Origin of the sequence: Candidatus Uabimicrobium helgolandensis (genome assembly GCF_041508025.1) — a bacterium.
Taxonomy (GTDB): Bacteria; Planctomycetota; Uabimicrobiia; order Uabimicrobiales; family Uabimicrobiaceae; genus Uabimicrobium; species Uabimicrobium helgolandensis.
Window position 1 is genome coordinate 5,181,159 of sequence record NZ_CP165719.1, and the last position, 17,526, is coordinate 5,198,684.

Annotated in this window: 14 protein-coding genes and 1 pseudogene; 7 read left to right on the top strand and 8 right to left on the bottom strand. The window is 34.8% G+C overall.

The genetic code is table 11. The features are described from left to right. Window positions 1–98 precede the first annotated feature (98 nt). The 5 genes from UABHE_RS18980 to UABHE_RS19000 all read left to right on the top strand — a co-directional run bounded on the left by UABHE_RS18980 (window position 99) and on the right by UABHE_RS19000 (window position 4,271). Window positions 99–1,892, top strand: coding sequence for a HEAT repeat domain-containing protein (locus tag UABHE_RS18980; RefSeq protein ID WP_372364830.1), 1,794 nt, complete (start codon window positions 99–101; stop codon window positions 1,890–1,892). Next, the gene (locus tag UABHE_RS18985; protein ID WP_372364831.1) at window positions 1,798–2,547 is read left to right on the top strand and encodes a HEAT repeat domain-containing protein; all 750 of its coding nucleotides are present in this window, start codon (window positions 1,798–1,800) and stop codon (window positions 2,545–2,547) included. Before UABHE_RS18980 ends, UABHE_RS18985 begins: the two co-directional genes overlap by 95 nt. Window positions 2,548–2,820: 273 nt before the next feature. After that, window positions 2,821–3,093, top strand: a complete 273-nt coding sequence (locus UABHE_RS18990) for a hypothetical protein (RefSeq protein WP_372364832.1) — start codon at window positions 2,821–2,823, stop codon at window positions 3,091–3,093. A 115-nt stretch (window positions 3,094–3,208) separates the two neighbouring features. After that, on the top strand, window positions 3,209–3,454 hold the full coding sequence (locus tag UABHE_RS18995; protein ID WP_372364834.1) for a hypothetical protein: 246 nt from the start codon (window positions 3,209–3,211) through the stop codon (window positions 3,452–3,454). Window positions 3,455–3,557: 103 nt separating this feature from the next. Beyond that, window positions 3,558–4,271: a tetratricopeptide repeat protein gene (locus UABHE_RS19000; RefSeq protein ID WP_372364835.1), complete on the top strand. Its 714-nt coding sequence runs from the start codon at window positions 3,558–3,560 to the stop codon at window positions 4,269–4,271. Window positions 4,272–4,590: 319 nt separating this feature from the next. Here the strand turns inward: UABHE_RS19000 and UABHE_RS19005 are convergent, their stop codons facing one another. Further along, entirely contained in the window at window positions 4,591–5,481 is an 891-nt protein-coding gene (locus UABHE_RS19005; RefSeq protein WP_372364836.1) for a hypothetical protein, read from the bottom strand. A gap of 106 nt (window positions 5,482–5,587) precedes the next feature. Here UABHE_RS19005 and UABHE_RS19010 point away from each other — a divergent pair, with 106 nt between their 5' ends. Both UABHE_RS19010 and UABHE_RS19015 read left to right on the top strand, forming a co-directional pair. Further along, the gene (locus tag UABHE_RS19010; RefSeq protein WP_372364837.1) at window positions 5,588–6,805 is read left to right on the top strand and encodes a hypothetical protein; all 1,218 of its coding nucleotides are present in this window, start codon (window positions 5,588–5,590) and stop codon (window positions 6,803–6,805) included. A 207-nt stretch (window positions 6,806–7,012) separates the two neighbouring features. Then, complete coding sequence (locus UABHE_RS19015) at window positions 7,013–8,074, top strand: HEAT repeat domain-containing protein (RefSeq protein WP_372364838.1); 1,062 nt, start codon at window positions 7,013–7,015, stop codon at window positions 8,072–8,074. Between the two features lie 87 nt (window positions 8,075–8,161). Here the strand turns inward: UABHE_RS19015 and UABHE_RS19020 are convergent, their stop codons facing one another. The 7 genes and pseudogenes from UABHE_RS19020 to UABHE_RS19050 all read right to left on the bottom strand — a co-directional run bounded on the left by UABHE_RS19020 (window position 8,162) and on the right by UABHE_RS19050 (window position 17,526). Further along, window positions 8,162–9,316 (bottom strand): hypothetical protein, encoded by a 1,155-nt coding sequence (locus UABHE_RS19020; RefSeq protein WP_372364839.1) that lies wholly within the window; start codon window positions 9,314–9,316, stop codon window positions 8,162–8,164. A 63-nt stretch (window positions 9,317–9,379) separates the two neighbouring features. Beyond that, on the bottom strand, window positions 9,380–10,756 hold the full coding sequence (locus UABHE_RS19025) for an ankyrin repeat domain-containing protein (protein ID WP_372364840.1): 1,377 nt from the start codon (window positions 10,754–10,756) through the stop codon (window positions 9,380–9,382). Between the two features lie 386 nt (window positions 10,757–11,142). Continuing rightward, window positions 11,143–12,654 carry a tetratricopeptide repeat protein gene (locus tag UABHE_RS19030; RefSeq protein ID WP_372364841.1) on the bottom strand — a complete coding sequence of 504 codons (1,512 nt, stop codon included), beginning with the start codon at window positions 12,652–12,654 and terminating at the stop codon, window positions 11,143–11,145. An 18-nt stretch (window positions 12,655–12,672) separates the two neighbouring features. Continuing rightward, window positions 12,673–13,131: pseudogene (locus tag UABHE_RS19035) on the bottom strand (tetratricopeptide repeat protein); the annotation flags it as partial. A gap of 117 nt (window positions 13,132–13,248) precedes the next feature. Continuing rightward, window positions 13,249–14,748, bottom strand: coding sequence for a HEAT repeat domain-containing protein (locus tag UABHE_RS19040; RefSeq protein WP_372364842.1), 1,500 nt, complete (start codon window positions 14,746–14,748; stop codon window positions 13,249–13,251). A 229-nt stretch (window positions 14,749–14,977) separates the two neighbouring features. Next, window positions 14,978–15,121 carry a hypothetical protein gene (locus UABHE_RS19045; RefSeq protein ID WP_372364844.1) on the bottom strand — a complete coding sequence of 48 codons (144 nt, stop codon included), beginning with the start codon at window positions 15,119–15,121 and terminating at the stop codon, window positions 14,978–14,980. 53 nt (window positions 15,122–15,174) lie between these two features. Beyond that, window positions 15,175–17,526 (bottom strand): hypothetical protein, encoded by a 2,352-nt coding sequence (locus UABHE_RS19050; protein ID WP_372364845.1) that lies wholly within the window; start codon window positions 17,524–17,526, stop codon window positions 15,175–15,177.

A 17,526-nucleotide genomic window follows, 5' to 3' on the forward strand; every position in this document is an offset into this window, starting at 1 on the left:
TATACGGAAACTTTCGCCACATTTTTCAAATGAATTTTTATTTGAATATATTGTCTCTTTTTTTAGAGAACATTCATTTATATTCAAGGACATTTCATATGCAGAATATTTTATTACAAATAACATTTGTGCTTTTCGAATGTACAATATTTCTTTCGGCACAAACTTTTAGTGTTGAAGGACGCATCGAAGAACTGATTCGTATGTTAGATGATGATAGGTTTTACAAAGTGAGGTATGCTGCAGAAGCTCTGGGAAATCTAGCAGGGAAAGATGTAGTACCTGAACTAATTACTGCTATTAGTAAACAAAGAAAAAACAGCATGCATTATGAAGTACCTAACGCTATTGCGACAGCTCTCAAGAAAATAGGCGGAGAACGGGCAACCGCATTTTTAATCGATTTAGCAAAAGAAGATTCCAACATAGTTGCTCTAGAGGCGCTTGGAACATTGTATAAAAACCAAAGAGATTTTGTAGAGCCTCTTCTTATAGAAAAACTTCACTCTAAGTCCATGGCTGTAAGATGCGCAGCTCTAAAATCACTTGGTACCTTGAAAAGTAAAGCAGCGATAAGTAGTATTATTCCTCTGTTAAAAACAAATGATTATTGGTCAGGAGGTGGAGGATGTGGTACATGTGATTTTTCCATAATGTCGCGAAATACTATTGACACCATTGTTGATGTTACTAGTCAATCACCAGAGGTTGCATCTCAACTCTTACCTTTGCTGCAAGAAAGTGATTGGAAACCGAGGTACATATGTACTAAAGTATTGGTAAAAACTAATAATACAGCGATTGCATTGCCAGCGGTTATCGCTAACCTCAGAAATCCTGATCCGGTTATTCGCGCTCGTTCTGCTGAAACTCTGGGGTATCTGAATGCGGATGTCGCTATTTTGGATCTCGCTGACTGTATTACTGATCCTAATCTGCAAGTAAGAGAATCGGTTATTTTAGCACTAAGAAGTATAGGACCTGAAGCAATAGGAAGTGTCGACTATATTATTGCATCTTTATCAAAGCAAACACCAAAGATACGTCGCGAAATTGTAGAAGCTTTTTCACAAATAGGATCGCGCTCTTTGACAAATATATTGCGAGCTTTACCACAACACCAAGGAGAAGCTAAAAAATCCCTTATTAGCATTCTCGGTGAAATAAACGCGGATAGTACGTTAGTAATTTCAACACTTATAGATCACTTAAAAGATTCACAAATGAGATATGAAGTTGTAGAAACGCTAGCCAAACTCGGCCCTAAGGCATTTTCTGCGGTACCAGAACTTTTACTTTTTGCAAATGATAAAGATATCCGCACAAGACAAAAAATTTTGTGGGCTTTAGGAAGGATTAAAAATCCTATTGCGTTACCACAGTTAATAGAAAATGCTTATGACAATGACGAAACCATTCGCAAAAATGCCATTACATCTTTGCGACAAATAGGCGTTTTTTCCACAGATGTTATCGGTGTATTTACTAGAGCCTTAAGTGATCCGAATAGAGATGTCGCAAGTGAAGCAGCAAGAGCATTTGTCGCAGTTCCTCCGCAGCAGGCTATTTCCTCTATACCTGCTCTTCTTAATGCTTTAGAATATCCATATTATAGTGTAAGAGAATATGCGATTGATGCCTTACAAAAAATATCTCCTGATCCACAATTAGTTGTTCCGACTCTTATTGAGGTATTAAACAAAAGACATGAGGTAAGAGAGATTGTGGAATTTTTAGGGGAAATGGGCGACAAAGCTTCGCCAGCAATACCAGAACTCATCGAAATATTGAAAACATATGATTATCATCAAAGAAGTAATAGAAACTTTAGGAAAGATTGGCCCCAAAGCACACTCTGCCCTTCCCGAATTAATACATATTTTGCAAAATAGCAACAATTGGACAAATCAAATCCAAGAAACTATCCAAAAAATTGGATTAAAGGCGAATCCATATTTACTAAAGATGCTTCAACATAAAAAGACAGAAGTGAGACAAAGAGCCATAGTAACGTTGGGAAAATTTGGGCTTGAAAACTCACATCTAATACCAATTCTGACACCTTTTCTAAAAGACGATTCCCCAGAAGTTAGAGAAGTTACTGTTACGGCGCTAGTAAATATGGGAGCTAAAATGTCTAATAGTAATTTTTTTGCGGCAGAAGATGTGAACACCCTATTACAACTTACACAAAATAATGATATTGATATAAAGAAAAAAGCTATTCGAACTTTAGGTAAAATGGGAAAATCCGATTTGATTCTCAAAGCACTGCAAAAAAATTTACAAGACTCATCATATGAGATTCGGTTAATAGCGGCATGTTCTCTTTTCCAACTAGGCGAAAAGGAAAAAACACGTCCAATACTTCTTACAGCACTAGGTTTAGACGAAGATTTGCAGCTTATAGCAATACAATTTTTGGAAAAAATGGGAGCAGAATCTTATTTTGCGGTAAAAGAACTAAGAAAAATTACCAAAAATTTTCGCAGATCAAGAGTATTTTTTACTGCACAAACTGCATTGAAAAAAATCAGGCAAAATTAAGGTGTTTGATTTTTGATTAATAGGATTCAAAATGCAGGAGTTTCCCAATAGTACTTCAAAGTTTCAATGGGAGCTTCGCGTAAAAGCTTGATATCTTCGTCATGTAAAGCTAAAAAAGAAGCACAGCGTCGAATAAATTTTTTATCCTTTTTATATTCCCAAAATACCTCACCGTATTTTTTTGTTGAGATTGCGAAGTAGAAGGTATGATGACAGAGAAAACCAATGGGATACACAAGGGAAAAAGAGGTAGATAACAAATTGGAGGTAAGTATGTTAAAGAGGTTTTGCAATCAAACAGTTTTATTAGTACTAATTTTTGTATCGCTGATCGCAATATATGTTATTAGCAATTATTCCAGATGGACTATTACTAGAGGTGAAAGTTCCGCTTATGAAATCCTAAACGATATAGTACTTTTACAATCAGAGTTTAAAAAACGTGCATTACTTGATCGCAACGGTAATAAAGTAGGCGAGTTTGCTGATTTAGAATTATTGTTAAAATCAAATATTGTTATACGTAATTTAAAATGGGATTCGTGAGCTCGCTCTAGTGTTGCTAGCCCTGGTAGGGTTGTAAAAATCAATGAACTATTAGAATTAAAAAAAAAGTAACGACGGTAAAATTATTGCAACAAATGGCTATTACAACTTCATAATGTACTTACCTCAAAATGCTGAGGAACAAGAAAAATTTTGGTCTTGTTATGCTTGGCCTGTTGAAAGAGGTCATACAGGACTTCGAGCTATGGTCTACACCTCTTATCAACATTTTGCTGCATTTAATAATGTTCAAAAATATTCTGGTGACAAAAAGCCTGATCGTGCAGCGACGATTCATCCTAAACAGAAATACATTCGATCTGGTGAATATGGTCGCGATGGAGAAATGTGGGTTACATGAGGCTAGAACTATACTTAACTGGTTCAGTTAAATGTTAGTTAAATATTCTGCTATATGCGATTACACGATATGAAATCTTTGTAGAGTAGATGGCGAGAGTGATATGAAGAGAATAAAGATTATTTATATGGGTCTAGCGATCACAATGATTATAACAGTTTCGTGTTGTAGTTCAAATGAAGCGAATTTGTACTCGTGCGAAAATAGCAAAATACACTTTGCGCCCCCTAAAAACAGCTATTTAGATCCTATGGTTGGGGTTTATTTGGAGCCTGGAATAGAATCTGCCGTGCAAGTTCCAGACTACCATGTATCAACACTTATTGGCATGGATGATCTCACACGAAAAAGAGATTTAGAAGAAGCAGCACATGATGAAAATTATAGAGCAATGACATTATTGGCGAATTTGTATATTCCACCTGAAAAAATAACTGAACCTAAAGTTTTGTCAGAAAAAAACGTAAAGAAAGGACTTTGTTGGCTTAGAAAAGCGTCTTTTCGCGATGATTACGTTGCTCTATGTCAATTAGCTTATTTCTACAATAACGGTTTATTTGTAGAACAAGATCATAACAAAGCCTTTTATCTTTACAAAAAAGCAGCAAGTTTACTACCTGATCATTCGAGGCAAGTTAGCATCGCAAAAATAAACTTGGCGGTTATGCACTTTTATGGACAAGGAGTGAGTAAAAACTATTCGAAAAGCCTTCAACTACTGCAATCGTCAGATAAGAACCCTTTGGTAATTAAAATGATACGCTACATAACTGAAAATGACTTCTCTCTTAAAAGTAGTTGTAAATTTGACGATTAATAAATCGCTGAAGCTGGATAGGAATACACGAAGTAACCCAAATGCAATGGCATACTATTATGAAAGAAAATCCTTCGTTTTTTCGAAAGAAAGAACACTATCCTGTAGAGAATGTTTCCTGGGAAGATTGTGAAATATAATTAACTATAATCCATACTCTCCTTCACTGAAGCATGAAAAGTTTTTAAATAGTACGCTAGAAGTTGGGGTTTTGCCAAATCAAAATGATTGGGAAAGGTTTTGATTTTCATGGTAATTTATTTGAATGGTCATCGATGTGTTTTGCACCTATTAACTGTAAGTTATATTTTTGATAAACTTAGTACACCTTTGTACTTTCCTCTTCTACTGCTTCTCTGTAAAAATTTTCAGATGTTAGGTGCACTTCAATACGCAAGTCACCTGGCTTAATGGCTCTCGCTTTAATTTTCCATATAATTTTTTTGTTAGGTTGTAAAAGTGCGTACGGAAAAAAACTTACGCGATTATTTTCAATAATGCTTGTTGTAACGCCTTCAGTCCTGATGGGCTGTATTTCTTCGGGAAATACCGCATCTACTTTTATGTTTCGATCTGCTGCCGTACTTAGATTTGTTACCTCAATGATGTAATAAGTTTCCTCATTAACAATCACAGGATCAAGCGTATCAATACATTCAAGTAATAATGTATTGCATCCACCTTTCCAGCTCGTACGACACTCGGCTTTACTGTAAGCGCCTCCCATGCTATTAGCAGTAACCTCAAAACAATACTTGCCACACTGACAAACGATTGTTGCAGAATATTTTTTTACTTCTCCCACAGCCAAGTTACCAATATTCCAAGTCGCCAAATTGGCGGAAATAACAGGATTACCTTCTGCAAAAACAATTTGCGCAACATTATTTTTATAGCGTTCTAAAGCTATAAGACTACCTTCAACATGAACATCTTCTAAATTTGTATTGCCGGCATTTTCGATCGTAATGTGTACTTGAACAGATTTTCTAGAAAATGCTATATCTGGACAGGTTACACTAACACATAGTTCTCTCTTTTGCTTTGCTGTGTTTGACACAACCATCGCTTTTTTCGAACTCTTTAGAAAAGAGGGTTTGGTCATCACATTGATTTTCGTTACATTGTTTGTATGCATTTTGCATGTAACACAACCATATGTTGACGATAATATTAGTATTCCGCAAATCTCTAAGAAAAATTTTACCATTGTGTGCCTTTTGAACATTTTGTTGTACAATTTAAAAAGATCGATCTATTATTCTATTTTACTGTATGAGTTTGGCATCGTAATATAAAAGTGAAGAGGAAAAACAATGAAAAGCGTAAAGTTATCGATATATTTTTTTATGTGTTATATGTTACTCCATGCTCATGAACCTACTTATTTTTTTGTAAAAAGAGAATTTTCTTTCATTCAAGATACGTTGAAATTTTCACATATTTCGAAGTTTATGACTAATGAACAAAACACTTTACGCTTATATATGGCGTGTCGGGAAATTCGCAAAGCACAATTGTATAAAACAAAAATGGCAACAACACTTATTGAAATTAAACAAGACCTTGTTTCTTTTGAAAAATTTTTGACTACCAGTGCAGAAGAACTAAAGCGTTTAGAAAACAATCTACTAAAGCTTTCGAAAAAAATAAAAGGCTTAAAGAAAAAGAATAGACAAAAACTAGTAACCCATTTTATTCGAAAGTATCGTCACTTTAATACAATAACACATTCAAGATATCCCAAAGACTTTGTTAATTTTTCAAATCTCATTGAGATATTTACACAAATCAATACAAAGTACCTACAAGTATCAAAAGATTTAGGTCACCTACTAAAATATTTTGAAAAAATAGAACAACGATTTGTTGCGCATCATCAAATAGAGCAAGAACACAAGACTACACTAGCAAATATTTCATACCTAGCTACTTTGGTTGTGGAGGCGCAAAAAGCTTTTCAAGAAATAGAACAAAAACATCATGGAATAACAAGTTTTCCACAGCGCTATCGCTTTAAGACAACAGTATCTGTGAATGTTGATCTTTACAAAAAAATAACAAGAACAAAAAACTCTTCATACAAAGATGCAACTATAAATCAAACACTTCTTGATAGTTTACTCCAACGATTAGACAAAGATGCGGTTATGAAGTCTAGTTCGATACCAACTAAAAAGGGTATGGAGTGTCAACAACAAATAATAAACAGTCTCCAACCTAAAGAGCTAGCTTTTCAAAAAGAAAAAATTATCCCCCACAGTTTGCCTAGCAACTTAAATCAACAAGAGCTAACTTTTATTGTTGATACTTCTTTCAGATTTCTAAATGCATTTTGTACTGCCGTTGGTTCTTATTCACGTAGTAAACTCAATTTTGCTAAAGACGGATTAAGCGCCTCTTTTGTAATGACTATATTTCACCATAACTATGGTTCTCTTAAATCAGCAGGCACTGCCTACAAGATACGCTGGCAAAAATTAGAGAAATGGTGGTTTATTGTTAGTTTTTCTTCATCCTCGTGGATATCTTAACCTTGTCCATATAGATTTAGAGCCTTTGGGCCAGAATTTTGATTATAGAATTCAAAGTCGAAAAAGAAATAAAATTTGGAAATATTTTTTCTTTTCGATAACCGGGTTTACAGTAAATATTACTAAACTAAGTAATTTAAAAAAGTTGAATAGTTACCAGCCACCGGTTTAACTAGAAAAAAGTTTAGATACAAATAAGAGGTCGCCATGAAAAACATAAGCAAAGAGATTGTAAATGTTCTACAGAAATTACTGCTTACAGGACTTGTTACTTTATTATGCGGACAGGTGCCACTTTCTTCACAAACTAATCCTGAACTCGACAAACTGGTGAGAGAATTTGAAGTCATTGACTTGATTGAAAAGCTTCAAGATGAAAACTGGCGAACAAGAAGAGATGCAGCAAAAGCTCTTGCTTCGATGGGAAAAGATGCACGACCAGCAGTGTCAATATTGATCAAAACTCTTAGGGATAAGAATAAAGAAGTAAGAAAAAATGCTCTATTGGCTCTTCTTTTCATTAAACCACGAGAAGAATCGTTACCAACTCTTATGGAGGTTTTTACAGATCCAGACATAACTATTAAAACTTCTGTAGTACACGTTCTTGGTTCTATAATTCCTAAATTACAAGCAACTATCTCTGCTCTTACTGGGGTTCTCAGTGATAAAAATAAATACGTGAGAAGAGCTGCGGTAGAGACAGTTTTGGAAAACGTAAAAACAAGAAGTATTATCCCTGCTCTTGTTCAGGCTGTTAGTGATAGGGACAGTTATGTAAGTATCACTGCAATTAAGTGTCTTGTCCGTATAGATCCTAAAGAGAAAGTATTAGCTTCTGTTTTAATAAAGACTTTAGGAGACAAAGATCGCAAAAAGCGTATATTTGCAATAGAAACGCTTGCAAAAATAGAGAGTGAAACAGTACTGCTTGCTTTAATTCAAACTCTTGAAGATGGAGACGAAGCTATAGTTTATACTGCTGTGAAAGCTCTAGGCGAAATCGGCGAAAAAGCAAAGATTGCAATACCTCACCTAGTAAAAACTTTTGAAAATCAAAGTTCATTTGTCAAAGAACAAGTTGTTCGTTCACTGGGAAAGATAAGTGCTGAAGTTGCACTGCCTACTTTGGTTCAAGCTCTCAATGATGAAGATTGCGATGTAAAGAGATCAGCAGTTGAAGTTCTTCGACAAATAAGTCGTAATAATCGAGGTGACCTGGGAATACAAGCCCAAAAAACTCTAGACAAATTAAATATAAACAAATAACCATATTTCACTTTGAAGCGTACGATTTTACGAAATAGCCATAAAATGAAAAAAATTTATTTTTCAGATATAGATTTGACAGGATATCTAACTAACAGCAGTTTCGATAACTTGTATAAGATGCCACTCGCTACTTCTCTTTTCCAAAATAAACTCCCACCAACATCCATCCAAGGGACCCCAAATACTGCTACCCTGTAATAGCACTCTATTCTTATCCGCATTAAAAAGCATTTTATCTACTTCAACTCTCATTGAGGACCAACATCCATTTTCTAGATCCCTCAACTTAACCCTGGACACAACTCCGTCTTTCTCAACATTCATAAACAAACTTAAATGTGGTAAATCCTCTAGTTTCACCTCAGACCAAGTGCCGCTATCATAAAAATATGCTCTTTTTTCATCACCGACATTTATCTCAAAATTTCCTGTAGGTATTGCAGATATTGGCCAAAAACCTGACTTTAGTAATCCCATAAAAATACGCTGTTTTTCTCCAGGTAACGGTTTGTAGATCCCTTTTAAATTAACTTTATTACCTGAGAAAAGTAGTAGCCATCTTTCAGTCCAGTAACTGTTTTTTGAGTCGCGATCTCTTATTTGTTCCAATAATATTTTACCTTTTTTTGATTTTCTAAATGCTAAAGCGCAAACTGCTTCTATCGAAAACCGACTATTTACCAGATCACACAATATATCCTCGGTTTCTTCATCTTGAGCATAAGAATATAGATGTAGCAAGGTCAAATCAATGATTGATGTTGTGGGGTGCCTAAGTATCTGTGGATTGTTCATCAATGTTCTTATCTTCAATGCACTGTCTTCGTTGGGAACGTATTTTAAGTTTGAAAAAATAGCGTTTCTAACACGCTGAGAAGAAGTTATTAAAAATCGGTGTAGTAGATCATGTTTGCAGTAATCCCCATAGATAAAACAAAATTTGTGAAAATTTTTAAAGAAATCCTTATCTAAAATGTCCTTCGTTTCAATGTAATACAAAAAAGCATCCAGATACTTTGGCACTTCATCTTCAGATATTGTTTTGTCAATGGATTCCTTCAGCTTTTTTTTACTTACGTACTTTCTATCTAATCTTGTTTCGTCCAACGTTTCAAAATTACAACAGCTAATAGAAGTAAAGCAGCAAATCAATACAAGAAATGTCCATCGATTCATCATTTTTCCTTTGATATGTGCCTCTAAAATACATACGACACTAGCCTCAATAGTAAAATACATATCGTGACCGCGCAAGCAATCGTATTGACAACATCCTAAAACAAATAATTCTAAAAACGCTCTCTATTTTACAACGCGCCAACGAGAGTTTTTTAAGCATAGTTGATAGCTATTTGTATTGGCTACAAAGCTCCGTCTCTTCTTTTTTCCAATAAGTTGCTGCCCACCCTTGACTGTGATTACATTTAGCTTGTCATCAAAGTATGCCTTGTGGTCATGTATCCAGCCAGGCATTTTACCAGAAGTCTTTACAGTATCTATGACCATTGAGTTGATATTCAGACGATATACTGGTGTAAATCCAGGGCGCCGCTCTTCAGGATATCCCAAGTTTCCGATAATATAGATATATTCACCCACTAAGGTTGCGGTATGAAAATCTGTGTCAGGGAACACTTCTTCGGGATAAGTATATATATCTATGTTGTCCTTACCTGAGAACACAAATACATCATTATAGATACAAAAATCTGGATCGTAAAAGTCTTCGTGTTCTCCTGCTATTTCAATAATACGTCCATCTGGTAGAATATTCGTAGACCTCCCAAATCGATCATAGCTCCATACAGTTTCTGATTCATCTTCGTCACCAAACATATCTCTTGGTGTCCAAGCCCAAGCACCCGACTTAATCATTTCAATCCAAAATTTCTGATTATTTTTTTGCGGGTTGCTGATTCCATATACTGGGGATTTTCCTTGATAGTATTCCTCTTTAGTCACTTGCGGTTTTCCATGCACTTCCAATCCGAGTAATAATGCATGTGTTTCCTTGCATATATCATTAATATCATCGCCACACGCAACTAAAATTTGCACAATCTCCACATTCGACGCAACTTGTATCGCACGTTCAGGAATATGATTTTCTTTGTATATGTCCGCACCAATATCAACTAAATATTTTACAATATCTGTATGTCCCCAAGAAGATGCTTCGGTTAAAGGGGTATTTAAAAACTCGTTTGTTGCTTCAATGTCAAATCCTTGCTCGACTAACCACTTAAGCATTTGTAAATTATTTTCTTCTACGGCATACAACAAAGGTGTTCTTCCACAGTGGCCAGTCACATTACGATTTGCTCCTAAACTGAGTAGTAAAGAAACTTTTTCAATATTTCCAACTTGAATGGCAAGAAGTAAGGGTGTTCTTTGCCAAAAATCTTTATGTTCTAAATCATGATGTTCTTCAATACTTTTTTTCAGATCACTAGTGCTTCCAAAGGCTATCTTAAAAAAAGATGGAGTCCATTTGAGCCGACTTTCGTCAACACCGGCATCTAACAACAAACGAACTAGCTCAAATTGACTTCCAGAGGCGTAAAACAAAGCTTCTTCGGCATATTGATTCACTAAGATTTCTTTTCCACTTTCAAGAACATATCGAAGTTCGGTTAAATCATTTTCTTTAGCAATTCGTAAAAGTTTTTCGCGGTCCATAGTGCTACCTCATGAATTTCGTGTTTTTCGAAATATCGAATCAAATTTTCGTCTTTTAGAGTATCTAATTCAATTAGAGTATAACGATATATCAAAAAAGGTAAACCTATAACAACAATAATACTATGGCTATATTGATTGCCTTGTTTTTATTACTCATAGTATTGTCTTTTCCCTATACAATTTTCGCTCTATTAATTCTAAAATCACATAATGATGTTATTCTGGTATATTTGGCATTTTAAAATACTTGTACGATCTGTTCCATTCGCAATTACTAAATTCGATGAAATATGCAGATAATGCAAAGGGTGTGTTGTCATTCTGATTGTCAATTGCGCAAATTTAACCATTACCATACAACAAAAAATAAGTGATAGGTAATTTTAAAGAACCAAGGTACACTCTTTTGGTAATCTATCTTTCAAAAAAGTACACATTTTTCTACTAACAGTGTTTCCAGAAAGCATAAGAGTTTTTAAATTTCGCAGTTGTATAATCTCTATTGGCAGTTCTTGTAAGTTATTTTTGCTTAAGTTCAATTCTTGAAGAGAAGAAAGCAAACTTATTTCTTTGGGAATTTCTTTCAGATTGTTTTGTGCGAGATTCAAAGTTGAAAGCGAAGACATTTTGCCTATTTCACGAGGAATAATCGCTATATTATTATTACTTATGTCTAAAAAAGTCAGTGGTGAATTGGCTATCTGTATGGGAAACTCCGTCAATTCATTTTGACATAAGTTTAGGTGTGTGAGGAAAGGAAAGTTCTCTGTAGAAAATTCCTGTAATTTATTATCGTGTAAATCTATCTTAGTCAGGGAAAATATTTTAGACAATGCCTGTGGTACAGATGTAAGGCTACTGTGAGGTATAGATAAAATTTTCAAAGAACCCAAACGACCTATTTGTGATGGTATTTCTTTTATCAGTGATCTTAGTGGTTGGAAACCGTTAGGTGTTGGAGAACGGGACTCTTTTAGTACCAGTTCTTCCAGTAAAGAAAGCTCGCCTATTTCACAAGGTAAATACTCTAAAAACCCTGCCCCATCAACGACAAATTTCTTCAAGCAATGTATTTTTTTAATTTCAGGCGGTATGACGTTGCATTCGTGGATCGTAATACCCGTTAATGAAGTAAGGGAAAAAAAACTTTTAGGGATTTCTTCATCTACCTCCAGGTAAAAATCACCGCTAAATTTACAATTTACAAACTCGCAATCTTTACAATCTTCGAAAGTAGCACTCGTACAAAACTCACAATTTTCAAAGTAACAATTTTCAAAGTAACAATTTTCAATATAATAAGATTCATTTTCGTCTAAAATAAAACGGCAAGAGTCGTACTCGATGTCAAAATCTACATCATCTAAGGTTTCCTTTTCCACACGAGACATATAGTCAATTCTACGATAGGTTTCGTGATCCGCAGCGGCTTTAGCTGTTTCACTTATATCTTCGAATAAAAATGCCCGTTGCCGATAATATTGCGCTTTGCGTGGTTTCAACTCTATTGCTTTGTTATAGTCCGTAAGAGCTTTGGTATAACACTTTTTTTGGTGATAAATGTAGCCTCGATGAATGTATAGATTAGCATCATCGCTAGATTTCATATTCATTGATTTTTCACACAAAGCAAGAGCTTCATCAAATTCTTCTTTTTCGATGTACACCAACGCCTTGTGAAAATAATTTCCAAAAAACTCAGGACGCATTTTTATTGTCTGCTCAAAATCATCAAGTGCTTGATCAAATTTATCTAGATGGTAATAAGCCATACCTCTATTGCTATATGCATCATAACACATAGGGTCGTACTCAATTGCTTTTGTAAAATCAGAAACAGCCTTATCTTCTCGTCCTGCATCGCTATATGACAAGGCTCTATTGTAATAAGCCATATATCGGTGGGGATCTATTTCTATAGCCTTAGTACAATCTTCAATCGCTTTAGTGTATTCTTTTTTAGAACGAAATATAATACTGCGATTATTATAGGCGCTATAAAAATTGGGTTTTATTGAAATTGCTTTGCTATAATCGCTAAACGCTTCACTGGGCCTGTTTTCGTCATCATGAAGGACACCTCTATTATAAAAAGCGCGGCTCTTTTGTGGGTTTAATTCTATAACCGCTGTGTAATCAGCGATTCCTTTGTCATTTTGCCCTAGCAGTTCATAAAGTAAAGCTCTCTCTAAATAGATATCTTCATCGTTCGGATTTAGCTTTATAGCGGTACAGTAATCCTTCAGGGCATCTTGATGATTTTGAACTTGTTTATATAATTCAGCCCTTTCGCAATAACAATCTATACATGATGGATTTACTTCTATTAGTTTCGTGTAATGTTCAATTGATTTGAGAATTTTCTGTGTTATAGTTCATCTCCTAAAATATTTATAATCACTTTGTGGCAAAACAACGCTTTATGTTTTTTATTAAACTTTATTTTTCGTAACGAAGGAAACTATCCGCATACCACATTTATCATTTGGTTATTCATTTTCTATTTTTCTTATAATCTCTGCCACTTGCTCTCGAATATTTCGATCATGACTATTTAATGCTTGCCTTAAAAGAGGAATAGATTGCTCACCTATATTTTTTAGTCCTTCCGCTGCACAGTCACTTATCCTTGGGTAACCATTTACTTCGGCAAGTGATTTAATCAAATAAGGTATTGCTGCTTGTGTATCTTTTCCCACACTTCCCAGAGCTTCTATGGCAAATAACCTTACCTCATGATCTGTCGAATAATCTAGAATTTCTAATAGCAAAGGAACTACTGTCTTTGGCTTTTTACCTATACGTCCTAGAGCACGTAATGCTTCAGACTTAGTTTCTGGATTATTTTCATTACGTATAATTGTAACAATATAATCTATCGCAGGCTCTGCTTTGGTACCAATCCTTCCCAATGTTTTTAAAATAAAATATTTAGTTTTTTGATCAAGTTTTGGTTTATTGAGAACATGTATAAGATCGGGTATTAACAAGGCAGCTTTTGTACCTAATCCAGCGAGGTACCTTATGGTAACTGTTCTTATTTTTTGATTGTGATGATGAATCGCGTATTGAAGGGCGGGGATAACATCAACATTTTCTTCTGAGATTAAACATCGAATAATATGAATTTTTACAGGTAAAAAAGTTGTGTCTTTTTGTAAATCATCTATAAGCTCTGGTGTTGTTTTTCGGTATGATTTTTTCAATTGTTTTTCAACGAGAATTACTCCTTGTTTTTTGAGTGGATTACTCGATTCGTCATTGGCAAGATATTCGTTTAGTAAATTCGTTAAGTATCTGTCGATGCTCTTATTGTTTTCCTCATTTTCCTTTGAATCTTGGAATGTAAGTTGTAAAGCTTTTGAAAAGTCTCTTTTGGCATTTTTTTCATCATCAAGAAAATAACGCATTGCTCCAGAAATGACTAGCATTTTTTTTTGGATACCTGGACTATCATTCGCAGCCATTATTTTTTTAGCTAGTTGCAAAGCCTTTATTCTAGCTTTTTTTGCTTGTTCATACTTTTCTTCTTCATCCAAATGATATGCTAGTCCCCTGTAAAACTTACACCAAAAAAAGTCATCTTTATTCAACTGCTCATATACTTTTTTTGCGACGTTTAAGCGTGTTACCATCGAAATTTGATGGTAACGCTGTGTATTTTCTCTGGGAATTTCTACGTTTGATAATATATTTTTCAAAGCATCTATTTTATTACTTGGAATTCTTTGAAAATCCCCCATGTAACAAGTTAGGTTGCATTTTTTACAACTATAAAGAACACGTGGATCTGTTAATGGCCAGAAAACATATTGAAATTTTGAAGGGCGATGGTAGATATAACTACCATAACTACTTATGACATTAAAGTGATTTTCTTGCTTGCAAACAAGACACTTCATTTTTTCTAAAGACCACATTATGGCCGATAGATTAACTGAACAGGTAACAATTGCAATAAATGAAAATATCAACCTATAGACTTTCATACCCCTATCCTTTGATCCCTCAAAAATCTGCTAATCACATTGTTGAGTGCATCTATATAAATTTTATCCATGGGTGACGTAACCTTATTTTTTGGCAACCAATGTGTCTGTCAATTCTACCCTATTTCTTGTCGTTACCTCTGATATCATGAAAATTATCATTTATACTCGCCAATTGCTTCTTTGATAAAATTTCGAGTCTCGATCCCAAATTTCTCCTCTATTTGTTTCATTTGTTCACCGCGAATGTTTTTCCAAAGGCTAATAATAGATTCTCTAAGTTCCTGTTTTTGATGCGTTTTTTTACTTCTTGAGAAGACACGCTAGTGGCAATCAATACAAGCATAATTGGTATTGCACAACGCAAATTCATCTTACTCCCCTTCCGTTATTTTTCAATATAAACGAATGTTTAGTTAAATACATCTACTTTCTTTGTAAAGTATCCATCAATTTGCGAAAGTCTTTGCGATTGTTATTTTTCTTTAAATACGCCATCAATATTTGCTGGTCAGCTACTACGCAATTTTGGACCATCTTGCGGAACGAAGATTTTGCGGTAAGCTTTTGCAAAAGCAGTAGCTGTTTTTCTGGAGAGCTTTGGTTCCTTATGCGCTCTAAATGATTTATTAGTCGCGAAATGGCAATATTATCCAGGTGTGGTATTATCCATCTATTTTGTACGGAAACTATTGATTTTTCGGCAAACAAATAACCATGGTAAAAACGTATTTTTTTACTACTCATGGGCATCATAATACGATAATTGTACTTATCTTTTTTGTGTATTTCGATATGATGTTGTTCTACTTTTTTGCCATCAATCGTAAAATCAAAGTCGTATGATATTCCATCAATAACAAATTGATTTTGGCTAATAGAAAAATACAATGGTTGTAAACGTACTAATGGGATTGGGAGTCTTTGCGGTTTTACTCCAGGTACTATTTTCATCTTAAATATAACCGTTGGGTAATTTGTAAACTTTGCGCATAATTCCAACTTTTTTCCTGGTGAGAACTCATCTTTTTTAGAAATAAACTTTTTGGTTTTGAGATTTTGCAGTTTGTAAATGTTAGCTTCCTGACCTATGGCATCTTTCATTGCAAATGCAATTTTACGCTTATGAGCTTTGAGGTTTCCGGTGATAAAAAATACTTCTTCACTTGGTCGAATGTATACTTCTTTATTGATAGAACGGTAGCCCTGTTGCGTAATTTTTATATCATATAAACCTGGATGAAGTTGTGGTGGACCGTGAAACATAAACAATACTCTCGTTTTTTTCGGTATAATCGATACTTGGTATGGTGGTAGGTCACTTGGTGGTGGCACATCGCGCGTAATCATGCACGATAATGGAATTGGTTTAGCATGAAGCTTTTGGTCAATGATATACGGACGATCATCTGGCCATACATGTTGCTTTACTTCTATTGTGTCATAACCATATTGTTTTATAGTCAACAAATATGATCCAGGTTTTATGGAATCCCCTCTCTTTATTTCTCTTTGCTCAGAAAGAAGGCCAAGAGGAGCCATTCTTATGCTACGCACGAATAGCCGTGTTGGAGGCTCAATATCGTAACAGATTTTGACTTTTACTTCGCGCAACTGAGTTACTAGTTCCTCTTTGATTAAAAATGGTGTGTGACTAGGCGGAATTGCAATTTCTTTGGTGAAGGGAACATAACCTGTTTGTTCAATGCGCAGTGTATATCTTCCAGGTACAAACTTATTACTGTCAACAGGTTTTGCATTTAGAGTAATCATTTTCGGTGTTATGATTTCATCTACAGGAAAATCTCCCGTGATATGTAATTTGATTTTTCTCGCAAGAACAGTAAAACGATCCTTTATTTGATAGTCTGTATCATCAGGTTTGATGTTGATATTTATCACTTTGGTTTGGTAACCATCTTTGGCAACAACAACTTCGTATTTTCCAGGTAAGTGACGTTGTCCAGAGCGAACTTTTCGTCCGTTCATGGTAATCGAGTCTGGAGCTACGATCTGTTGGTTTTTATCCACAAATTGATACACCACTTTGCGTGGAATCGCGTCCAGTTGTATCGCTAAAGTCAGAACTTCTTCGTGAGGTCTTACAACTATTGGTTTTCGAATACGACGATAACCGTTATGTTTTACCAATAGTAAGTAATACCCTGGCTTAAGGAATTTAGATTTACCCAAATCAATACCATTTATAGATACATGTTGTGGATGAATTTTCTTTTTGGTGTAGGAACTGACAAAAGAAATTTCCACTAAACGCAGTTTACTTTCTAACTCTTCAAATAAATAAAAATTCGGCGTCATAACTTTTATTTTGCGTTCAATTTTATGAAAGCCACTTTTTTCGATCAATAGTTTGTGAACTCCCTGCGGGATACAACGCGTAACATCCCACTTTTTTCCATTAAGCAATAAAGTGTCGACGCTCATCTCCCCATCAAAATCGCCACGAATAACATGAAATCCTGTTATACCGTGAGCAATCATGAATTCTTTGATGAAATATGGTTCTTTTCCACTGAGAATGGTGATTTGTTTGTTGATGGTAGTGTAACCTTGCTTTGATATCACTAAGCGATACTCCCCAGGTAAAACCGCATCGCCAAGGGGATTGATGGAGCGTTCATTTAAAGTTATCGTATCTGGTGTTATTTTTTGTAAGTTGCGAAACTTCGTAATTTCAAATGAAATTCTCCTCGTCTCCAAAACCTGGGCAAACGATAGACAACTAAAAAAACATAACATGGCAAAACAAAGCTTCAT